The organism is Bacillus norwichensis (assembly GCF_014836955.1).
GTDB classification, from domain to species: domain Bacteria; phylum Bacillota; class Bacilli; order Bacillales; family Bacillaceae_C; genus Siminovitchia; species Siminovitchia norwichensis.
The window spans coordinates 1-22,440 of record NZ_JACSPV010000058.1 but is presented as its reverse complement, the minus strand read 5'-3'; the positions used below and the strand labels follow the sequence as shown (position 1 = coordinate 22,440).

At 41.0% G+C, this 22,440-nt stretch carries 15 protein-coding genes and 1 other annotated feature; of the genes, 12 read left to right on the top strand and 3 right to left on the bottom strand.

Annotated features, from left to right (window positions below):
• Positions 1-294: 294 nt before the first annotated feature.
• Entirely contained in the window at positions 295-2,568 is a 2,274-nt protein-coding gene (gene lon, locus H9631_RS20440; RefSeq protein ID WP_263600720.1) for an endopeptidase La, read from the top strand.
• Positions 2,568-3,152, top strand: a complete 585-nt coding sequence (gene yihA, locus H9631_RS20435; RefSeq protein ID WP_191816025.1) for a ribosome biogenesis GTP-binding protein YihA/YsxC — start codon at positions 2,568-2,570, stop codon at positions 3,150-3,152. Before lon ends, yihA begins: the two co-directional genes overlap by 1 nt.
• A gap of 30 nt (positions 3,153-3,182) precedes the next feature.
• Here yihA and H9631_RS20430 read toward each other — a convergent pair whose 3' ends face one another.
• Positions 3,183-3,680: a LiaI-LiaF-like domain-containing protein gene (locus tag H9631_RS20430; protein WP_318246842.1), complete on the bottom strand. Its 498-nt coding sequence runs from the start codon at positions 3,678-3,680 to the stop codon at positions 3,183-3,185.
• 244 nt (positions 3,681-3,924) lie between these two features.
• Between H9631_RS20430 and hemA the strand changes: the two genes are divergently transcribed.
• The 8 genes from hemA to ysxE all read left to right on the top strand — a co-directional run bounded on the left by hemA (position 3,925) and on the right by ysxE (position 13,510).
• Positions 3,925-5,277 carry a glutamyl-tRNA reductase gene (hemA, locus tag H9631_RS20425; RefSeq protein ID WP_191816023.1) on the top strand — a complete coding sequence of 451 codons (1,353 nt, stop codon included), beginning with the start codon at positions 3,925-3,927 and terminating at the stop codon, positions 5,275-5,277.
• A gap of 13 nt (positions 5,278-5,290) precedes the next feature.
• Positions 5,291-6,121, top strand: coding sequence for a cytochrome c biogenesis protein (locus H9631_RS20420; RefSeq protein ID WP_191816021.1), 831 nt, complete (start codon positions 5,291-5,293; stop codon positions 6,119-6,121).
• Between the two features lie 51 nt (positions 6,122-6,172).
• Entirely contained in the window at positions 6,173-7,105 is a 933-nt protein-coding gene (gene hemC, locus H9631_RS20415) for a hydroxymethylbilane synthase (protein ID WP_191816019.1), read from the top strand.
• Positions 7,102-7,905 (top strand): uroporphyrinogen-III synthase, encoded by an 804-nt coding sequence (locus H9631_RS20410; RefSeq protein WP_191816017.1) that lies wholly within the window; start codon positions 7,102-7,104, stop codon positions 7,903-7,905. The genes hemC and H9631_RS20410 overlap by 4 nt, the downstream gene beginning before the upstream one ends.
• Positions 7,906-7,907: 2 nt before the next feature.
• Positions 7,908-8,882 (top strand): porphobilinogen synthase, encoded by a 975-nt coding sequence (gene hemB, locus H9631_RS20405; RefSeq protein WP_191816015.1) that lies wholly within the window; start codon positions 7,908-7,910, stop codon positions 8,880-8,882.
• 117 nt (positions 8,883-8,999) lie between these two features.
• Entirely contained in the window at positions 9,000-10,292 is a 1,293-nt protein-coding gene (gene hemL, locus H9631_RS20400; RefSeq protein WP_191816014.1) for a glutamate-1-semialdehyde 2,1-aminomutase, read from the top strand.
• A gap of 610 nt (positions 10,293-10,902) precedes the next feature.
• Positions 10,903-12,366, top strand: a complete 1,464-nt coding sequence (locus tag H9631_RS20395; RefSeq protein ID WP_191816012.1) for a LysM peptidoglycan-binding domain-containing protein — start codon at positions 10,903-10,905, stop codon at positions 12,364-12,366.
• Between the two features lie 112 nt (positions 12,367-12,478).
• Positions 12,479-13,510: a spore coat protein YsxE gene (ysxE, locus tag H9631_RS20390; RefSeq protein ID WP_191816011.1), complete on the top strand. Its 1,032-nt coding sequence runs from the start codon at positions 12,479-12,481 to the stop codon at positions 13,508-13,510.
• 15 nt (positions 13,511-13,525) lie between these two features.
• Here ysxE and H9631_RS20385 read toward each other — a convergent pair whose 3' ends face one another.
• Complete coding sequence (locus tag H9631_RS20385; RefSeq protein WP_191816010.1) at positions 13,526-13,717, bottom strand: hypothetical protein; 192 nt, start codon at positions 13,715-13,717, stop codon at positions 13,526-13,528.
• 194 nt (positions 13,718-13,911) lie between these two features.
• Positions 13,912-14,142 (top strand) — a binding site (T-box leader).
• Between the two features lie 55 nt (positions 14,143-14,197).
• Here H9631_RS20385 and H9631_RS20380 point away from each other — a divergent pair.
• Both H9631_RS20380 and H9631_RS20375 read left to right on the top strand, forming a co-directional pair.
• Positions 14,198-16,846: a valine--tRNA ligase gene (locus tag H9631_RS20380; protein ID WP_191816009.1), complete on the top strand. Its 2,649-nt coding sequence runs from the start codon at positions 14,198-14,200 to the stop codon at positions 16,844-16,846.
• A 91-nt stretch (positions 16,847-16,937) separates the two neighbouring features.
• The gene (locus tag H9631_RS20375; protein ID WP_191816008.1) at positions 16,938-18,254 is read left to right on the top strand and encodes a bifunctional folylpolyglutamate synthase/dihydrofolate synthase; all 1,317 of its coding nucleotides are present in this window, start codon (positions 16,938-16,940) and stop codon (positions 18,252-18,254) included.
• Between the two features lie 361 nt (positions 18,255-18,615).
• Here the strand turns inward: H9631_RS20375 and H9631_RS20370 are convergent, their stop codons facing one another.
• Positions 18,616-21,714 carry a hybrid sensor histidine kinase/response regulator gene (locus H9631_RS20370; protein ID WP_191816007.1) on the bottom strand — a complete coding sequence of 1,033 codons (3,099 nt, stop codon included), beginning with the start codon at positions 21,712-21,714 and terminating at the stop codon, positions 18,616-18,618.
• Positions 21,715-22,440: the final 726 nt, after the last annotated feature.

Below are 22,440 nucleotides of genomic sequence, written 5' to 3'. Positions count from 1 at the left end.
TTAAAAAATAGGAATAGAGGGCTTACTTAAGTATTGCTTTCTAGCGGAAATAATTTTCATACAAAATTTATCGAGCAGACCTCGATAAAAACTTGGCGCAAATACGCTAAGGCACGTTTGATGTGAAAGAGAAAAAGTCATCAACGCCTGTTCCTCGACATAAAGCGTCTATATAAGCTAAAATTGTGGTAATATGTTTCAAAGTCCTTCTCTGATGGAAGGAACATTACTGGGAGGTGTACGAATGTGACAAAACAAAAAGAGGCGTTCGTTCCCCTGCTGCCATTGCGTGGAATGCTTGTTTTTCCGACGATGGTTTTACACCTTGATGTCGGACGGGAACAATCCGTTCAGGCATTGGAGCAGGCGATGCTCACCGACCATCTTATTTTTTTGACGACTCAAAAAGATACTGCTATTGATGAGCCTGGTGAGGAAGACATTTATAGAGTGGGAACGTTGACGAAAGTAAAGCAAATGCTTAAGCTTCCAAACGGTACGATTAGAGTGCTTGTGGAAGGACTTTCGCGGGCAAAAATGAAGAGTTATATTGTAAAAGACGATTTTGCCGCTGCCACTCTTGAACTTTTTGAAGATGAAACTGAAAAAGATGTGGAAGTTCAGGCTTTGATGAGGACAATGCTTCAATATTTTGAACAGTATATTAAGCTGTCCAAGAAAATATCAGCGGAAACTTTCGCAACTGTAGCTGATATGGAGGAGCCTGGACGGATGGCGGACATTGTTGCATCCCATTTGCCTTTGAAATTGCAGGACAAGCAGGATATCCTCGAAACCTTCGATGTGAATGAAAGGCTGAGCAATGTCATTGAAATCATCCATAATGAAAAAGAAGTGCTTAATCTGGAAAAAAAGATTGGTCAGAGGGTCAAGCAATCAATGGAGCGGACCCAAAAAGAATATTATTTGCGTGAGCAGATGAAGGCCATTCAAAAAGAACTCGGTGAGAAAGAGGGCAAAGCCGGCGAGGTGGCTGAGCTGACCGAGAAAATAGAGAATGCGGGTATGACGGAACATGCAAAGATGACAGCGTTAAGAGAATTAGATAGGTATGAGAAAGTGCCAGCGACATCAGCAGAAAGTGCTGTGATTCGTAATTATCTTGATTGGCTCGTTTCACTGCCGTGGACGAAAGCGACTAAAGATGACCTGAGCATCCATAAAGCAGAGAAAATCCTTGAGCGGGACCATTATGGTCTCCAGCATGTGAAAGAACGTGTTCTTGAATTTCTTGCGGTTAAGCAATTGACCCAATCACTCAGAAGCCCAATACTTTGCCTTGCAGGACCGCCAGGCGTGGGAAAAACCAGCCTGGCGCGTTCTATTGCAGAATCCATGGGAAGAAACTTCGTGCGGATTTCTCTTGGAGGAGTCAGAGATGAGTCCGAAATTCGCGGGCATAGACGTACGTATGTTGGAGCAATGCCAGGTCGGATCATTCAAGGGATGAAAAAGGCGGGTACAATTAATCCGGTATTTTTACTGGATGAGATTGATAAGATGTCAAATGATTTCCGGGGTGACCCATCATCAGCCATGCTCGAAGTGTTGGACCCTGAACAGAACAGGACGTTTAGCGACCATTATATTGAAGAGACGTATGACCTTTCAAAAGTGATGTTTATTGCGACAGCAAATGACTTAGGGACCATTCCGGGACCGTTGAGGGACAGAATGGAGATCATTACCATTGCAGGCTATACGGAACTGGAAAAAATTCATATAGCCAAGGATCACCTGCTTCCTAAGCAAATTGAAGAACACGGGTTAACGAGGAGCCAGCTTCAGCTTAAAGAAGATGCTATTAAGGCGATTGCCCGATATTATACAAGGGAAGCTGGTGTCCGGGAGCTTGAGCGTCAGCTTGCCTCTATTTGCAGGAAAGCAGCAAAAATCATTGTAGCTGGTGACCGTAAAAGAGTCATTGTGACTGAGAATAATCTTGAAGAACTGCTTGGTAAGAAAAAATACCGTTACGGTCAGGCGGAGCTTGAAGACCAAGTGGGAGTTGCTACAGGGCTTGCCTATACAACGGTTGGAGGCGATACGCTTCAAATCGAAGTATCCTTGACTCCGGGGAAAGGAAAGCTAATTTTGACCGGAAAATTAGGAGATGTAATGAAGGAATCAGCCCAAGCTGCTTTCAGCTATGTCCGATCAAAAGCGGAAGAACTGAAGTTTCCAGATAATTTTTACGAAAAGTATGATGTCCATATCCATGTGCCTGAGGGTGCAGTACCGAAGGATGGGCCATCTGCAGGGATAACGATTGCTACTGCCCTTGTCTCTGCTCTAACAGGTCGCCCGATTAGAAGAGAAGTAGGCATGACCGGAGAAATCACCCTACGAGGAAGGGTTTTACCTATCGGTGGATTGAAAGAAAAATCGATGAGTGCTCATAGAGCAGGGTTGACGACCATTATTTTACCAAAAGATAATGAAAAAGATATTGATGAAATTCCTGACAGTGTAAAGGGTGACCTGACTTTCATTCCAGTGACACACATGGATGAAGTGCTTGGGAAAGCTTTGATGGGAGAGGCATAATGAAAGTAAACAATGTAGAAATGGTAATCAGTGCTGTTAAGCCTGAGCAATACCCTGATGAAGGTCTGCCGGAATTTGGACTTGCCGGCAGGTCAAACGTCGGGAAATCTTCTTTTATTAATAAAATGATTAATCGTAAAAGCTTGGCCAGAACATCCTCCAAACCTGGAAAAACGCAAACGTTGAATTTTTACAAGATAGAGGAGACACTCTACTTTGTAGATGTCCCGGGATATGGATTTGCGAAAGTGTCCAAAAAGGAGCGGGAAGCTTGGGGGCAAATGATTGAGACGTACATGACAACAAGGAAAGAACTGCGGGCTGTCATGCTGATCGTCGATCTCCGCCATCCGCCTACGGAGGATGATGTCATGATGTATGACTTTCTGAAATACTATGACATTCCATGCGTAGTCATCGCTACCAAGGCGGATAAAATCCCAAAGGGAAAATGGTCAAAGCATGCCAAGATAACCAAGAACAAACTGAATCTGATACCAGAAGATGAACTTGTTATCTTTTCTTCGGAAACGGGTGAAGGCAAGGATACCGCTTGGAACATATTAACTAAAAGGTTCAAATAAAATAAATTTCAGGACAGATGATCCTGAAATTTATTTTTTTCTTTGGAGAAACAAAAAATATCCTCCGGCTATAATAAAGAAGAAAGGCCAGAATTTGCTGAGCAAAGAGATATCGTGCCCATTCTCAGCAGCCCAGTTTGTAAGCCGGTCGAAAAACAGAAGTAAGGAGGCAGCCGCTAAAAATAAAACCCCCATCATAAGGCCAACGCCCGTTTTTACATATGTAAGTAAAATGCCGACAGCGACCAGCAATAAGAATACTCCAGCAAAGTCCTGCCACATCTCAAGTTTATTGGCAATGTGAAAATGTATCCCCATCCCGGCTAGGACAACCCCCGGTAAAATTGCTTCATGATCTTTACCTAAGTAGCCTTGAACCAAAAAGCCGCCTCCAATAATGATTACCAGGGTGGGCCAGGAATATAAATCCTGTAAAATTTGTATGTTGTATTGCTGTAAAAAAAAGTAAACTCCAAACCCCAAAAAGATAACTCCAGAAAGCATTCCTTTATTTTTCAAAAAAATCACATCCAGCGCGTTTACTTGTATTTAGTCCCTATATTTGCTATGGTACAAAAGGATTGAAAATGGTTTTAATTAATTGTTGCGGTAGCAAGAACTACCTGCCTTGTGCCTAGCGGAGCTGAACATTTGCCTCGCACTTAAATATACCATAGGTTTCGTTTTCTGTTCACATCTTTTTAGAATTCTTCTAATGTAAAGTGGTATACTAAAGATACTGAGTGATCATTTTGGAGGTGCCTGTTTTAAAATGCATATCATCGTGGTTGGTTTGAATTATCAAACAGCGCCTGTCGAAGTCAGGGAACGCCTAGCTTTTGCTGAAAGCGATCTTGCCTCTGCTATGACGGCATTGAAAAATAAAAAGAGCATTTTGGAAAATGTTATTGTGTCCACCTGTAATCGGACGGAAGTGTATGCTGTGGTGGATCAGCTTCACACTGGCCGTTATTATATAAAAGAATTTTTGGCAGAATGGTTTCAGATAGATCAAAAGGACTTTTCTAATCATTTATTCATTCACGAGCAAGAACGTGCTGTTGAGCACTTATATAAAGTTACCTGTGGATTAGATTCCATGATTCTAGGGGAGACCCAGATTCTTGGTCAAGTTAGGGACAGCTTCCTGCTTGGTCAAGAAAGAGGGACAACTGGAACAGTCTTTAACCATTTGATGAAACAAGCTGTAACATTGGCCAAGCGTGCTCACTCGGACACCGAAATCGGGTCCAATGCGGTTTCTGTTAGTTACGCAGCTGTCGAGTTGGCAAAGAAAGTATTCGGTCAACTGAAGGACAAGCATGTACTTATTATCGGAGCCGGGAAAATGAGCGAGCTCGCTATCAAAAATCTTTATTCAAATGGAGCAACTAAAGTTACGGTTGTTAACCGTACGCTAGAAAGAGCACAAAATTTAGCGGATCAGTTTGCTGGACAGGCTAAGCCGCTCAGTGAACTGCAATGTGCGGTTATGGAAGCCGATATCGTCATTAGCTCCACTGGATCTCCTGATTATGTGTTGACTAAAGACATGATGGTCCAAGTTGATAAAATGAGGAGAGGGCGTTCGCTTTTCCTTGTTGATATTGCTGTTCCACGCGATTTAGATCCTGCCATTTCAGAAATTGACAGTTCTTTCCTCTATGACATTGATGATCTGGAAGGGATTGTTCAGGCGAATTTGGCCGAGAGAGAACTAGCTGCGGATAAAATCATGGGAATGATTGGAACAGAAATCATCCATTTTCAAGAATGGCTGAATATGCTTGGTGTCGTACCTGTTATTACGGCTTTGCGGGAAAAAGCTTTGTCCATTCAGGCTCAAACGATGGAAAGTATTGATCGAAAGCTTCCAAACCTTACGGAGCGTGAAAGAAAAGTATTGAGCAAGCATACAAAGAGTATCATTAATCAAATGTTGAAAGATCCAATTATGCAAGTGAAGGAATTTTCAGGTCTGGAAAATGCTTCAGAGAAAATTGAGCTTTTTAAGCAAATTTTTGATTTGGAAGATTCTGTAAAACAAGCATCACCTGCGCCTGCAAAAGAACCCGAGAAAAAGAAAATAAAATTTGCAGCATCACTGCAAACATTCCAATCATAAGAGGAATGAGTCTATGTTTGACCTTGTAATGGCAAGACTTCCAGAATTGATAATTGTCATATATGCCTTATCCATTCTGCTTTATTTTATCGATTTCGTTGATCATAATCGGAAGGCAAACGCTTTTGCTTTCCGGTTGCTTTTGATTGTTTGGGCATTTCAAACAATCTTTTTGTTTATGTACATGTTAAATACCGGCAGGTTTCCAGTATTGACGCTCTTTGAAGGGCTGTATTTTTATACTTGGGTACTTATCACAATCTCTTTGTTTATTCATCATATTTTAAAAGTTGATTTCACGGTATTTTTTATAAACTTGATAGGATTTTGTTTCATGGCTATTCATGCTTTTGCGCCGATTCAGCGTTCTTTTGTAACGGCGGAGCAGCTGATGTCTGAATTATTGTTGATTCATATAACAATCGCGATCCTGTCATATGGAGCTTTTTCAGCGTCATTTGTGTTTTCAACCCTATACTTGCTTCAGTTTAAATTGCTGAAGGAGAAAAAGTGGAAGAAGAAGTTATGGCGATTGGCGGACTTGGCGAAACTGGAAAAAGCATCTTTTGTTCTCAATACGATCGGTTTCCCTATGCTGCTATTAAGTCTAATTCTAGGTCTCAGATGGGCAGTGATTAAGCTTCCAGTCTTTCATTGGTATGATCCTAAAATTATCGGGTCCTTTTTTTTGTTGGTCATTTATGGATTTTTACTATATGCTTTTGCTAAACGCGTCATTTTCGGACGCAAATTGGCTTTATGGAATTCGGCGGCTTTTTTATTTGTGTTAATCAACTTTTTCCTAATCAGTAGGATATCTAAGTTTCACTTTTGGTTTTCGTAAAGATGATGCAGACGGGCATTTAAGTGCAGTATTCACAGGAGGCATTTGTATATGAGAAAAATTGTAATTGGTTCGAGGAGAAGCAATCTGGCAATCACACAGACAAACTGGGTACGCGAACAATTGGAAAAGCTGGGCGCTCCTTTTGAGTTTGAAGTAAAAGAAATTGTAACAAAGGGAGATCGTATATTAGACGTCACATTATCCAAAATTGGCGGAAAAGGGTTGTTCATCAAAGAAATAGAGCAGGCGTTATATGACGGTGAGATTGATATGGCTGTCCATAGCATGAAGGATATGCCTGCAGAACTTCCAGAAGGATTGGTCATCGGCTGCGTACCGCTGCGCGAAGATCATCGTGATGCATTCATTTCAAAAAGCGGTCTTAAGCTGAGAGAATTGCCAGCTGGTTCTATCGTAGGTACGAGCAGTTTACGACGAGGAGCCCAGATTTTGGCTCAAAGACCTGACTTGGAAATTAAATGGATACGAGGAAATATTGATACAAGGCTATCCAAACTTAAAACTGAAGATTATGATGCCATTATTCTAGCAGCAGCGGGGTTGATCCGCATGGGATGGAATAAAGACATTGTAACGGAATATTTAGATCCAGATTTCTGCTTGCCTGCTATCGGTCAAGGAGCATTGGCCATCGAATGCAGGGAGGATGACAAAGAGCTGCTGACTGAACTAGCTAAGCTAACTTGTGAAAAAACAGCACGGGCTGTTGAGGCAGAGCGTGTATTTCTTCATGAGATGGATGGAAGCTGCCAGGTGCCAATCGCGGGCTTTGCTGAAGTTTTACCCAATAATGATATTCAGCTCACAGCTCTTGTGGCTTCTCCTGATGGCAAAACAGTTTATTCGGATATGATTAAAGGCACAGATCCGAAGCAAATTGGTGTAAAAGCAGCAGCGAGCTTAATTGAACAGGGCGCTAAAGCTTTAATCGAGAATGTAAAAGAGGAACTTGAGCAATGACAGCAGACCAGCTTCCATTACGAGGCAGGCATGTGTTGATCACTAGAGGTGGAGAACAGGGTGAAAAGTTTTGCAATGATGTGGCCTCCACTGGAGGGATTCCGTATATGGTTCCGCTCATTGATTTTCGCCCTCATGAAGACTTGAACGCGGTCCATTTTATCCAATCGCTCCATAAATATGATTGGATCATTTTTACAAGCAAAAATGGCGTCAAGTATTTTTTTCAGCACATTGAGTCCCAACGGCAACAATTTGAAATGTTTAAAGAACATATTCAATTTGCGGCTGTAGGTGAGAAAACAAGAGCTGAATTAAGCCGATATCGAGTTGAGTCGCATTTTATGCCCAATATTTATACGGCAGAAGATTTCTCAAGGGAGTTTTTTGAAAAAGGGCATACCGCAAAGCGAGCGTTGATTCCAAAAGGGAATCTGGCAAGTACTACGATTGCCGAAAGCTTTCGGAGCCATCATGTTATAGCTGATGAATGGGTTGTCTACGAAACTTTTTATCCAACAAAGGACATCGGTAGGCTGGTTACGATTATAAAGGAAGATCGGCTTGATGCTGCTTGTTTTACAAGCCCCTCCACTTTTCATCATTTTAATAAAGTGATAAAGCAATACCATTTGGAGGAACATCTCCAGTTTATTTTGCTAGTAAGTATTGGCAAAATAACAAAAAGAGCAATAGAAAACGAGGGATACTTGGTTAAAGTATGCCCTGAAAAATATACAATAGATTCTATGTTCCATGAACTGTGCCAGTATTTTGGACAGGAGAGAAAGGAAGAATAGCATTGGACCAAATTCAATTCAAACGTCATCGCAGACTTCGGAAATCCGCTGCTTTACGGGCAATGGTGAGAGAAACACACATACATCCGGAAAATCTGATTTATCCTCTTTTTATTGTAGAAGGCGAGAACACCCGTACAGAAATTTCATCCATGCCTGGTGCTTTTCAAATTTCATTGGATCTGTTAAAAGAAGAAATTGCTGAAATTCATGAACTTGGTATTAAGGCTGTCATCCTTTTCGGTGTACCGAATGAAAAAGATGATTGTGGAACAGGCGCTTATGTAGATGAAGGAATCGTGCAAAAAGCTACACGGGTTATAAAGGAATTAATTCCAGAAATGTTGGTTATTGCTGACACATGCCTTTGTGAATATACTGACCATGGACACTGCGGTGTGGTCGAAGAAGGGTATGTGCAAAATGATGCAAGCCTGGAGCTACTTGTGAAGACGGCTGTCAGCCAAGCACAAGCTGGTGCGGATATAATTGCCCCCTCGAACATGATGGATGGATTTGTGGCTGCGATTAGAAAAGGGTTGGATGAAGCAGGATTTCAGGAAATACCCATCATGTCTTATGCAGTAAAATATTCTTCTGCTTTTTACGGACCTTTTCGTGAAGCTGCGAACAGTACTCCACAGTTTGGGGATCGAAAAACTTATCAAATGGATCCAGCTAATAGAATGGAGGCACTGCGTGAAGCACATTCCGATATGGAAGAAGGAGCGGATATGCTGATTGTTAAGCCTGCCCTTTCCTACTTGGACATCATTCGTGATGTGAAAAACGAATTCAATGCTCCGATTGTTGCCTACAATGTGAGTGGAGAGTATTCCCTTATTAAGGCTGCTGCTTTGAACGGCTGGGTAGATGAAAAAGCGATTGTCATGGAAATGCTGACAAGCATCAAGCGTGCAGGAGCAGACATGATCATCACATACTTTGCCAAAGACATGGCAAAATGGTTGAAATAAAGAAAAGCGTAAGCGCTCGTTTAACGACGTACAGACTGGACGAGTCCAAAAAAGAAAATCACAAGCGTATGAGTAAACAAGATACTTTCTTGTCTAAATAAAGTGGAGGTTATGTTCATGCGATCTTTTAAAAAATCGAAAGAAGCATTCAAAGAAGCGGTTAAGCTGATGCCAGGGGGAGTAAACAGCCCTGTCCGCGCATTTAAGTCCGTAGGCATGGATCCGATTTTCATGGAGAGTGGGAAAGGCTCCCGTATTTTTGATATAGATGGAAATGAGTATATTGATTATGTCTTATCATGGGGGCCGCTTATTTTAGGCCATACAAACGACCGTGTCGTTGAAGCGATCAAGAAGGTTGCGGAAAGTGGGACAAGTTTCGGTGCATCGACTCTTATTGAAAATGAGTTGGCTAAACTGGTGATTGAGCGCGTGCCTTCCATTGAAATTGTTCGGATGGTTTCTTCAGGCACTGAAGCAACAATGAGCGCTCTTCGTTTGGCGAGAGGCTATACAGGTCGGAATAAAATTTTAAAATTTGAAGGTTGTTATCATGGTCATGGGGATTCCCTTCTTATCAAAGCAGGTTCTGGTGTGGCTACGCTAGGATTGCCAGACAGTCCAGGAGTTCCCGAAGGTATTGCAAAAAATACCATAACAGTCCCATACAATAACTTGGAGAGCGTACGTTATGCTTTCGAACAGTATGGAGATGATATTGCGGGAGTCATCGTTGAACCAGTTGCTGGAAATATGGGGGTAGTGCCTCCGCAGCTTGGATTCCTTGAAGGTCTCCGCGACTTGACTACTGAAAACGGTGCTTTACTCATTTTTGATGAGGTCATGACCGGTTTTCGTGTGGGCTATCATTGTGCTCAGGGGCATTATAACATTACTCCTGATATTACTTGTCTTGGTAAAGTGATTGGCGGAGGACTTCCAGTAGGAGCATTTGGAGGAAAAGCCGAAATCATGGAACAAATTGCTCCAAGCGGTCCAATCTATCAAGCTGGTACACTTTCTGGAAACCCGCTTGCCATGGCAGCTGGATATGAAACATTGATTCAGTTGACTCCTGAATCTTACGATGAATTCAATCGTAAAGCTATCAAATTGGAACAAGGATTAAAAGCAGCAGCGGCGAAATATGAAATTCCTAATACGGTCAACCGTGCTGGATCAATGGTTGGATTTTTCTTTACAAATGAAGATGTCTATAACTACGATCAAGCAAAAACAAGTGATCTCTCCATGTTTGCTGCTTATTACAAGGAAATGGCAAATAAAGGCATATTTTTACCACCATCCCAATTTGAAGGATTATTCTTATCAACTGAGCATTCAGATGCTGACATTGATGCGACCATTGAAGCATCTGAACAAGCATTTGCCACTATTTCAAATAAATAATACTAACTATAGGGAACCGTTTAATGACGGTTCTTTTTTTATGGTATAGGAAATTATAAAATTCTATGCTTGTGTATAACTTATTTATCAGATTATGCTGCGTCCAGCTCCAGCGCCTATCGACTAGCAGACTTTGTGCCTCCTCCTACGATAAGTCAACATCGGCTCCGACGGACAGGACGTCCTAGTGCAAGCGAAGCGACAGGATGTCGCGTTTTGAGCCTGCCTCCGTCGCCGTGTTTCCTTTATCTCGTTAGAGTCACTCTTGTCTAGTTGCTGACGGCAGGGGCTCGAGGTCGCTTCGATCAATCCAATGAAGTTAAAGAACGACTTCACTGGATTGCGCCCCAGCGCTTGTCGCCCCTAAACGCCGTCTTCCACATTTCAGCTCAGTCTGTACGTCGATAAACAGGCGCCTGCGCTTTTGTTCTTGTTGGCAAAAAATTCTATGTGGTAATAAGTTGCTCTTTGTATTTATTAGCAAGTTAGTTTATAGGCAGCTCTGAATTCCATTTCCTTATATTATCTTTTCTTTTCATAATTAATTCCTACACAACATAGGATGTAATTGACCCATATATTTTTGTACGGAGTGAAAGGAGGAGCTATCTTGTCTGAGAACGGGCATTCATCTATCAAGTTTACATTGGAAGAATCCGTCTTGTTTAAAAGCGGACAGGAAGTCGATGAGCTGATTTCAATATCTTTAGATCCGAATATATCGATTGTTGAAGAAGAAGAAATTGTTGTGTTAAGAGGGAGTCTAAATCTGACAGGAGAGTATAAACGCATAGATTCTACTCAGTTAGAAGAAGGTTCGGAAGAGAGTTTTTTAAAAGGAAGGTATGTACAGGAAGTGGGGGACAGAGATAGTGAAGAGTGTGATTTTTTTCACCAATTTCCTGTCGATATCACGATACCAAGGGATAGAATCCATGACTCTAATGAAGTGTTTATTGAGGTTGAATCTTTCGACTACGTCATGCCGGAAAATTCTCGTTTAAATATTGTAGCAGAAGTTCATGTATACGGTTTGCAGGGTGAACAGGAAGAGAGCCATCATGAACATCGCGAACAGGAGGAACAACTCAAGCCTATCGAGTTTAGCGAACATGAAGAACGACTCGAGTATGCTGAGCATCGAGAAGATGAGGAGCAGGCAGAACAGGAAGAATATGAAGAGCAGCTCGAACAAAACGAACAACATGAATATGCCGGACATAGCGAGAGGGAAGAACAACTAGAATATGTCGAACATCATAAACATAATGAACAACTAGAACACGCCGAACATCGTGAAAAAATTGAAGAACTTGAGCATGAGGAGCATGCTGAACATTTTGAGCATAGCGATTATGCTGAACAAAATGAACAGGTCGAAAGTATGGAATCCATACCAGAGTCCATCACGGTTCATGTACGGACTGAAGAGGCGGAGGAAGAAGAGAGTACCGTAGAGGTGGAGTTGGTGGAATATGAAGCCGAAGAAGAACCGGAATCAAATCACACTAGTGAATACGTAGAAGAAAGTAAAGAAGAGGAAGAACTTTATACACCATTTATGGCTGAGGCTAGGTCATCTAAAGATCATCAGCAAAAACCTCCTGAACATCACCACCATAATCAATTTCCGTTCCCATTTCCAATGCTTCCTGAAATGGACATGGATGAGGTCGCTCACAGACTCAAAGGATTCTTCCAAAAGCACAGCAAGGAATCACCTTCTGTTTCTGCGGTAGAATCATCAAAGATAGTCGAGGAATCGCCAGTACATGAATCCAGCAGTCACCATGAGAGTAATGAAATGAAAAAGACACCTGAGGTAAAGCCTAAGAAAAAGAAAGATAAGTATAAATCGATATCTTTTGCAGATTTTTTTGCTAGAAAGGAAGAAGATGACTCGGCCAAACTGAAAGTCCGCCTTGTTCAACATGGTGATTCATTGGAAAGGCTGGCAGATCAATATGGAGTCAGTGTACAGCAAATATTAAGGGCAAACCAATTAGATCCAAGTCAGGAAGTCTATGAGGGGCAGGTTCTCTATATACCCGGTAAGACGGCCTATAGAAAATAATTTCCAATTTTAATGGGAGGATAGATTGGCCGCAATCCTCCTTTTCTTCATTCGTGGATAAGTTGAAAGCCATATTCAGATCTGCAGAAATAAGTGCTAAGCGGGTGATCAAATGACCAATTATCATGAAACAGATATTTCTTTCATTGCTGAACTTTATGGCTTACATTTACAATATGCAGAAAAATATGGGCGTGTCCACAAGCTATACACTGATAAGGGGACGTTTGCTTTAAAGAGAATTAAACCAAAGCATGGAGTGGATTTTTTACAGTATGTCCAGCTTCTGTATCAGCGGGGTTATCACCGGATTGTACCAATCTATCCAACGATGGATGGACGGTACGGAGTGTTGGTCAATCCGTGGCTTTATTATTTAATGCCTTGGCTTGATAATCGGGAGAGGGAAGGGCAGGTGAAGAAAAACCAGGAGCTGTTTCGTGAACTGGCCCGCCTTCATACCATCTCAGCGAGAGAGGTAGAGGTGGCTGAAAACGATCGGACAGAGCATTATGAATTAACAGTGACACGTTGGGAAAAGGAAAAGGAGGCTTTGGAACAGTATGTCGAACGGGCTGAGAAAGATTGGTATATGTCCCCTTTTCAATTGCTATTTTGTACATTTTATCATGAAATCACTCTGGCCCAGAATTATTCGATCCGTAAGCTGAATGAATGGTATGAGGAATCCAAAGAACAGACAAAAGCCAGAAGTGTAATTGTTCATGGGAAAATTTCATCCGAACACTTTTTATATAATGAAAACGGAACGGGTTATTTTACGAACTTTGAACTGGCAAGGACGGCTTCGCCGATTCATGATCTTCTTCCATTTTTGTCCAGGTCATTAAAAACATATCCAAATCGATTTGATGAAGGATTGGAGTGGCTGGCTGTTTATTTTAGGCATTTTCCGTTTCAAAAAGAGGAAATGCTCCTTTTTCTGAGCTATCTTTCGCATCCAGAGCGCATCTTCCAAGCGGTAGAAAGATATTTTTTAGCAGGGAAGGACAAGAACGAATATAAGTTTGTCCGCCAATTGCAAAAGCAATATTGGTATATGAAAAATACAGAATATATCGTGATGACTCTCGAAGAAATGGAACAGCAAAAAAATGAAGCAGGCAATCCCCCTCCCAGTTAACGATGGCAGGGGTATTTAAATTAATTCATAATGGTAGGAAAGAGCCACTATGATAAAAATAGTCAACAGCAATATATCGAATGTGGAAGGAAACAGGATGGTGCGAATAGCTTGAAAAATGGTGAAAGGAATAATCAGTTGTTTACATACATCTTTAAAAGTTCTCATCCATGTTCGAAATGTGTGCTTGTTCAGTTTTCTTTTCACTCTCCGTACCTCCCCGAAAATGCTTCTTTGATAAAATATGTGACAAAGGCCGTTTTCGTGCCTTACTGTATGTATAAAAACATCAGGAAGCACCAGCTCCCGGTAAAATGCATATATTTGTGCTGTCATATTTGACTTCAGGCGAATCTTTTCTTACTATATTAAGTATATGAAATTAAGTATATGAATGATGAATACATGCGTTGAAAGGGAAAAGTACATTGCCATCCGCTTTCAGAGAGGGAAATCATTGCTGAGAGATTTCCTAAGCCGGAACAATGGAAAGGTCACCCAGGAGCAGCATACGTGAACGGTCAGTAGCGAATGCCGGAGAAAATCCGTTATGTTTATGAGTGCCAGGCTTATACTTTACTGAAGCCTGTGAAAAAAGGTGGTACCGCGAATAAGCTCCCTTCGTCCTTTTAACGAAGGGGGCTTTTTGTTTTGATTTGAATAGGCGGATGCCAAAGGAGGATAACTATGGAAAACAATCATATTGATATGCCAACGAAGTATGATCCGTTGAATATTGAAAAAAACAGATATGAATGGTGGCTGAAAGGGAAGTTTTTTGAAGCAGAAAATAATACAGAAAAAGAACCCTATACAATTGTCATCCCGCCCCCGAATGTAACGGGGAGATTGCATTTGGGCCATGCATGGGATACGACGCTTCAAGACATTTTAACACGCATGAAAAGAATGCAAGGTTATGATGTACTATGGCTACCAGGTATGGACCATGCGGGGATTGCTACGCAGGCGAAAGTCGAAGAGCATCTTCGTAAAGAAGGAAAAAGTCGTTATGATTTAGGCCGAGATCAGTTTTTAGAAGAGACATGGAAATGGAAAGAAGAATATGCGGGATTCATTCGTCAGCAGTGGGCGAAGCTAGGATTGGGGCTGGATTATACACGCGAGCGATTTACACTTGATGATGGATTGTCCAAAGCCGTTCGTGAAGTATTTGTCCGTTTATATAATGAGGGTCTTATTTACCGAGGGAAATATATCATTAACTGGGATCCAGCAACGAAAACAGCTCTTTCTGATATCGAGGTCATTTACAAGGATGTACAGGGTGCTTTTTATCATATGCGCTATCCATTAGCGGACGGAAGCGGGTCAATTGAGATTGCAACAACACGTCCTGAGACGATGCTGGGAGATACTGCTGTTGCGGTACATCCGGAAGATGAGCGGTATAAGCACTTAATTGGAAAAACAGTTATTTTACCGATTGTGGGAAGAGAAATTCCTATTGTAGCAGATGATTATGTTGATATGGAGTTTGGTTCAGGTGCTGTAAAAATTACGCCGGCTCACGACCCGAACGACTTCGAAATTGGAAACAGGCATAATCTTGAGCGTGTGCTCGTCATGAATGAAGATGGCACGATGAACGAAGAAGCAGGAAAGTATAAAGGAATGGATCGCTTTGACTGCAGAAAGCAAATTGTCAAGGACTTGCAGGAAGAGGGTATTTTGTTCAAGATTGAAGAGCATATGCACTCTGTTGGACATTCTGAGCGGAGTGGTGCAGTTGTTGAACCATATTTGTCCACACAATGGTTTGTTAATATGCAACCGCTGGCTGATGAAGCGGTCAAGCTCCAGCATTCAGAAGAGAAGGTGCAATTTGTTCCAGATCGGTTTGAAAAAACATATTTGCACTGGATGGAAAATATCCGCGATTGGTGTATTTCACGGCAGCTTTGGTGGGGGCACCGAATCCCGGCTTGGTATCATAAAGAAACAGGTGAAATATATGTGGGGCTGGAAGCGCCTGAAGATGAAGGCAATTGGGAGCAGGACCCAGATGTTCTCGACACTTGGTTCAGCTCTGCGCTATGGCCTTTTTCAACAATGGGCTGGCCTGATGTAGAATCAGAGGATTTTAAACGCTATTACCCGACGAATTGCTTGGTAACAGGCTATGATATTATTTTCTTCTGGATCTCCAGAATGATTTTTCAAGGTTTAAAATTTACAGGAAAGCGTCCGTTTGATGATGTATTGATTCACGGTCTTGTCCGCGATGCAGAAGGCCGTAAAATGAGTAAGTCTCTAGGAAACGGAGTCGATCCGATGGATGTAATCGACAAATATGGGGCTGATTCATTGAGATATTTCCTTGCTACAGGAAGTTCACCGGGGCATGATCTAAAATTTAGCATTGAAAAAGTCGAAGCTGTATGGAACTTTGCCAATAAAATTTGGAATGCTTCCCGTTTTGCATTAATGAACATGGATGGCTTCAAGTTCGATGAAATTGATTTATCAGCAGAAAAATCGGTTGCGGACAAATGGATTTTGACAAGGTTGAACGATACGGTTGAAACAGTAACCAGCCTTTCCAACAAATACGAGTTCGGTGAAGTGGGAAGAGTGCTGTATCATTTTATATGGGACGATCTTTGTGATTGGTATATTGAAATGGCCAAACTCCCACTATACGGTGAGGATGAGGCTGCAAAGAAAATGACTCGTTCCGTTTTAGCCTATGTGCTTGACCAAACTATGAGACTCTTGCATCCTTTCATGCCGTTCATTACCGAAGAAATTTGGCAGAACCTGCCTCATGAAGGTGAGTCCATTACGGTTGCATCCTGGCCAAAGGTTAAAGAAGAGCTAACCGACAGGGATGCGGCTAATGAAATGAAAATATTGATGGATATCATCCGCTCGGTTCGCAATATCCGTGCGGAAGTGAACACACCGATGAGCAAAAAAATCACGCTTATGCTGAAAGCTCAGGATAAAGCCGTCCTTGATATTCTGCAAAAGAACAAAAGCTACCTAGAGAAATTCTGTAATCCTGAGAATCTTGTCATGGAAGTAGATATGACGGCGCCGGAAAAAGCGATGACAGCTGTAGTCACTGGAGTTGAACTGTTCCTTCCATTAGCTGGTCTTCTGAATATTGAAGAAGAGATCGCAAGGCTCGAAAAAGAGTGGGCGAAGTGGAATAGTGAAGTGGAAAGAGTCCAGAAGAAGTTAAGCAATGAAAGATTTGTCAATAAAGCACCGCAGGCGGTAGTTGATGAAGAACGCGCGAAAGAAAAAGACTATTTAGCCAAGCGCGCAATAGTTGAAGAACGCATTAAAGAACTGAAGGCTTCCAACTAAAGGCCAAGCGCAGCAACATACGTAATTCAAAGGGGGGAGTGAGTCCGTGATGGATTTGCTTCCCTTATTTAACGAAAAGGAGGGGCTTACAATGAATACATATTCTGAGGCAATTTCCTGGATTCATTCGCAGCTAAAGTATGGGATCAATCTGGGGTTGGCAAGAATGGAATGGCTTCTAAAGGAGCTGGGGAATCCGGAAATGAAGCTGAAAGCCATTCATGTGGCAGGAACGAACGGTAAAGGTTCAACTGTCACATTTCTTCGCTCCATTTTAAATGAAGCTGGCTATGATGTCGGAACATTTACATCTCCATACATAGAAACATTCAACGAGCGAATCAGTATTAATGGCAGCCCCATTTCGGACGATGAATTGATCGAATTGACACGGGTGATCAAACCTTTGGCAGAGGAGCTGAAAAAAGGAGAATGGGGGCCGCCGACAGAATTTGAAATCATTACAGCCATGGCTCTATATTACTTTGGGAACATTCGCCAGGTCGATTTTACAACTTTGGAAGTAGGGCTTGGGGGACGATACGATTCCACGAATATCATCCAGCCGCTCGCAGGCATCATTACAAACATAGGAAAGGATCATATCAACATTCTTGGTGACACGATTGGTAAAATTGCCTACGAAAAAGCTGGTATTATCAAGGAAGGAATTCCGGTGTTTACTGGAGCCAAGCAAAGAGAAGCACTGTCTGTTATTCGGGAGGAAACGGAAAAAAAACAGGCGGTACTTTTTCAATTGGGAAGTGACTTTTCAATTGAAAATAATGAATCCATTCCTAGTGGAGAAAAATTTACATTTCAATCCAAGGAAACGACATATGAAAATTTGAAGCTCTCTCTTTTAGGACGTCACCAGACGGAAAATGCTGCTTTAGCTGTAGCGAGTCTTTTGTACATGAAGGAAAAAAAATTGCTTCAATTGCATGAAAAAGACATTAGAGCAGGACTAAAGAAGGCATATTGGCCAGGGAGAATGGAGGTTTTGCGAGAACATCCTACAGTGATTTTGGACGGAGCCCATAATGCAGAAGGACTGGAAGCTTTCCTATCTACGATGAAAGAAAGGTATAGCAAGAGAAAAGTCCAAGTGATCTTTGCAGCATTGGAGGATAAGGACCTGCCCCATATGCTTCCGCTGTTTAAAAAGATTAACGCAAAAGTAACCTTTACAGAGTTTGACTTTCCAAGGGCAGCTAACGCTTTGAAACTCAAGGAGATTGCCAAAATAGAGGATGCCGCTATTGAAAGTAACTGGCGTTCGCTAGCGGAGAGAATCGTTAGTGAGCTGCATCCTGAAGATGTGCTCGCAGTTACGGGATCTCTCTACTTTATATCCGAAGTCAAACCGTTCATTGTGGAGTTATTAAGGGAAAAATACCAAATTTGAACGAAATAAACTGTGAGACACAGATCGTGCCGCCTAAGTTATTGAATACAGGCGGCATGACCTGAAAAGAGCGGATAGAAGAAAACCAGAAATGGTGCCCACCCTTGATTGTTTCAGGTTGTAATGTGTATGAGTATTCCATTTAGTTGGGGTTCAAACCCCAGCTAATAAAGGTAAAGCCTCCGGCGGATTCCACGGATTTTCAGAGGGAATTTATCGAGCGGAGCTCAATAAAATCTAGCCGCAAATACACAAGGCGCATTTGATTAGCGTTCATGATTAGAGCCTCCCGTCTTAAATGGCTTCCAGTCAAAACGGTGACCATTAATCGAGCAGGAGGCTCATCTTACGTATTTCCTATTTAAACCCCGTTACTAAAGTCTTTTTTAGTTTCAGCTTTACTAATAATCGTGTCAGGTATGGTAAAACGGACCGTAGTTCCAATGCCAGGCTGACTTTCGATGGTGAGCCCTTTCCCATAGATCTTCTTTAAGCGCTTATTCGTATTGATAATGCCAATTCCCTGAAAAGAAGTTAAAGTGTTATTTAAAATTTTGTTTATCTTTTGTTGGTCCATTCCCACACCATTATCAGTAATTATTACATCAACACCAGTGCTGACCTTCTTAATCCGAATAATGACTGTACCACCTTCAATTTGCTTTAATACGCCATGCTGCACAGCATTTTCCACCAATGGCTGGATTGACAAAGGCGGAAGATTGATGTTTATAGCATCTAAATCCCACTCGATGGTTAATCTTTCTCCAAATCGTTCTTTTTCAATATATAAATAAGAACGGACCAAATCCAACTCATTATTTAACGGAATGACAGTCTCTGAATTCGTTACGTGAAAGCTTCTTTGTAAATAATGCCCGAATTTTTCCAGTAAGCCAATCATTCTTTCCGTATCCAAATCACTTAAAGAGACAATCGTATTTAGCGTATTAAATAAGAAATGCGGTCTAATCTGTGCCTGCAACCACGCTGCCTCCATTCGAAGCTGTTCATGAATGGACAATTTTAAGTTGATCAGCGACCGTACTCTGGATTTCAACTCCAATGAATCGACTGGTTTTACCACATAATCATTAGCACCTGAACGGAATCCATTATAAATATCTTCCAGCTGATATCTCGCCGTTAATAGTAGGACTGGAAGCTCAGAGATGGAATATTGTTCACGGATGATCTGGGTTAATTCATATCCTGACATATTCGGCATCATCACATCAGAAATTATCAAGTCCCACTGATGACTTTTGATCAAATTTAAAGCTTCTTCTCCATTCAAAGCCACTGAGATATGATAGGTCTTGTCGAGTACACCCTGAATGATTTGCAGATTGACAGGGTCATCATCAACAAGAAGGATTCGCGGTTTATGATTGAAAGCTTCTGACTGACTGATTGCAGGTAAAAAGTTCTCTGCGTGCTGATTTATTCTTATGGAAGAATCAAGGCGTTCAGGCACCTTCTTTTCACCTTTATTGTCCACCGTTTTATCAAGTAATGGGAGCGTGAAATAAAAAATAGATCCTTTTCCAAGGGTGGATTGAACTTGAATTTCACCGCCATGCAATTCTACCAATTTTCTAGTGATATGCAGTCCCAACCCGATTCCTCCGAGAACTGTCGCTCCTGAATCTGTTTGTTCATATGGTTCAAAAATGCTCTTCTTGGTTTTTTCATCTATCCCGATTCCAGTATCTTCAATTGAGATTGTCACTGTTTTTCGATTATGTTCCGCTTTGATGATTATATATCCCGATTCAGTATACTTAATAGCATTATGGATAAGATTAAACAAAATTTGAATCAGTCGATTTTCATCCGCAGGTACAAGGGGAAAATCTTCCTCAATTTGAAGATCGAACTGAATGTCTTTTCCTTCCGTCATGAAGCGGAGCATATCTAGGACACCTGATGTGATAGCAGGAAGGTGGATATTTTTCTTGTTTAAAATGAATTTATCTTCCCTTAATTGCGCAACATCTAGTAAATCGTTTAAGGTGAAAGACATTCTCCGTGTCACATCTACCAACAATTCCAAATTACTTTTATGTTTGGGTGATAAATTCTCTTCTTCATCATCCAAAATGGATTGAGTTATGTTAATAATTCCGTGAAGCGGGTTTCGCAATTCATGTGAAGTATTGGCAAGAAACTCATTTCTAGTCACATCCATCTGTTCTAGTTTTCGTGCTTGTTGAGTGTTTTCCTTCTTTAATTGCAAGGCATTATTGATGAAAAGAAGGATAAACAGGATAATGGCTATTAAAAAATCAAAAGGATAATAAGGAATATCCACTATTTTTAAATTGATCGCAATTCCCCAAGCAAGGTTGGAGAAATTGCTGACTAAAGCTAAGAAAATGAAGAGGGTGCCTTTAAGTCCTTTCCGCATCATCCTATAGGTGTGTATGACCATAATCACGTAAGATACTATATTTATAGATATTTGGCATAAAAAGACATATGGAAAATACTTCAACGGCGTAAAAATACATGCAATCAGCAGAATTCCATACAATATATACAAGATATGATATATTCGATGTTTGGAAGAGAAATAATACTGATTGAATCGAAGCATGAAAAATAAAATGAAAATAAAGCTTATCGGTGCTAATTTTACAGACCATTCCACATTGACAGAAAATAGGTTGAACAAGATTTTATCATCGTCCACCAGAATAGAGAGAGCTGCAAAAAATAATAAGCATGCTAGGTAAATGACCTCTTTTTGCTTAAATTTATTAATAAACAGTAGAAAAAAGGCATAGACAACATGAAGTAATAGAATACTGGCCACAATTGTCTGGAGAATCATGGTGGACCTTACTTCTTTATGGATAGCAGAATCAGTTCCAAATTTGATAGATTTTGTAATGCCGCCAGTATGTGAGAGTTCGAAATTGGCGACATGAATTAAAAGGATCAGTTCCTGATTGTCAGATTGGAATGTGGTCATAAAAGGCTGTAAATAGCCTGTATAGTTCTGTTTAAATTCTCTAGGTTGACCGGCCTTATGAATGAGGTCTCCATTCACATAGACTTCCGCTGAGGTGGCAACTTCTTTAAAGTAGAAACTGTACAATTGCTTTTTCTTTTCAGGAAGAAGGATACGTAATTGATACGTTCCAAAGCCCAACGGCGTTCTGTCAGGCAGAAAACTCCCCCAGCTCTCCGGTACCATGATAAATTGGTGTTTTTCGTTCGTAGTATCAGGGCTTAGAAAAGTATTAGGGTAAAACAGCCAGTCCCCGTCAAGTGAAAAGGTATCACTTTCTTCAAATTGCCCGTTTCTCAGATCCAAGACACCATTTTTTACAGCTGGCTGTCCAGGCGTTTGATAATAAAACATCCATAGTAAACGAAAAACAGTCAGAAACAGTAAAAAAATACAAACGACTGATAATATTTTTCTATTTGTCATCCGATTAGTGTTCAGCATATATTACCCTTTCGTCAAAGAGATCGTACTAAATATTAATAACATTAAATCAAACTATGTGGGAATTGGAAACAAAAAGATGATGAAAGGATTGGCGATCAAAGGATTTTTTCTAAAAATGTCGAATACTATTCATAATGTCTATACGAGGAGGGATGTTTTTCAAAAAATAAAGGGTATAGAGTTTGTGCAGACTGATATGGCTCAATTTCGGAGAGACGCTTCTAGATAAATAGGATCAAGGAACTTCTTGGTGTTCATCTGGTTTTGGAGGTGATATAAATATTCTAAGGATGAGCTCTTCAAGATGCGGCAAACTATAGCTTGGATAAAATATTTTGCAGATAACCCCACATACTGATTGGCATCAGTCATTGAACTAAGAATGGAGCAAAACCTAAAAATCCCAGATTTTAACCTAATGACAAAATTGCACTTGGCATAGAACCAGCTGCAAGACAGAATCCAGCACGTAAATAAAACCGAGATAAATCTTCCTCAGCAAAGAAGGAAACCATTCTACCAATTTCAACTGAGCTGTCCTAAGAAAAAAGAATCCTCCCCATTTTTAAACTACCAAATCCATAAAGCCCCATTATTCTATGCAGTCCTTCCCATTTTACCTATTCATATTCTGATTTTGATAATGAGTAAGCCCGAAATATAAATAAAATAAGCGCACCTTTTCGGTGCGCATGCCAAACAGCCGTCTATTCTTATGTTTTT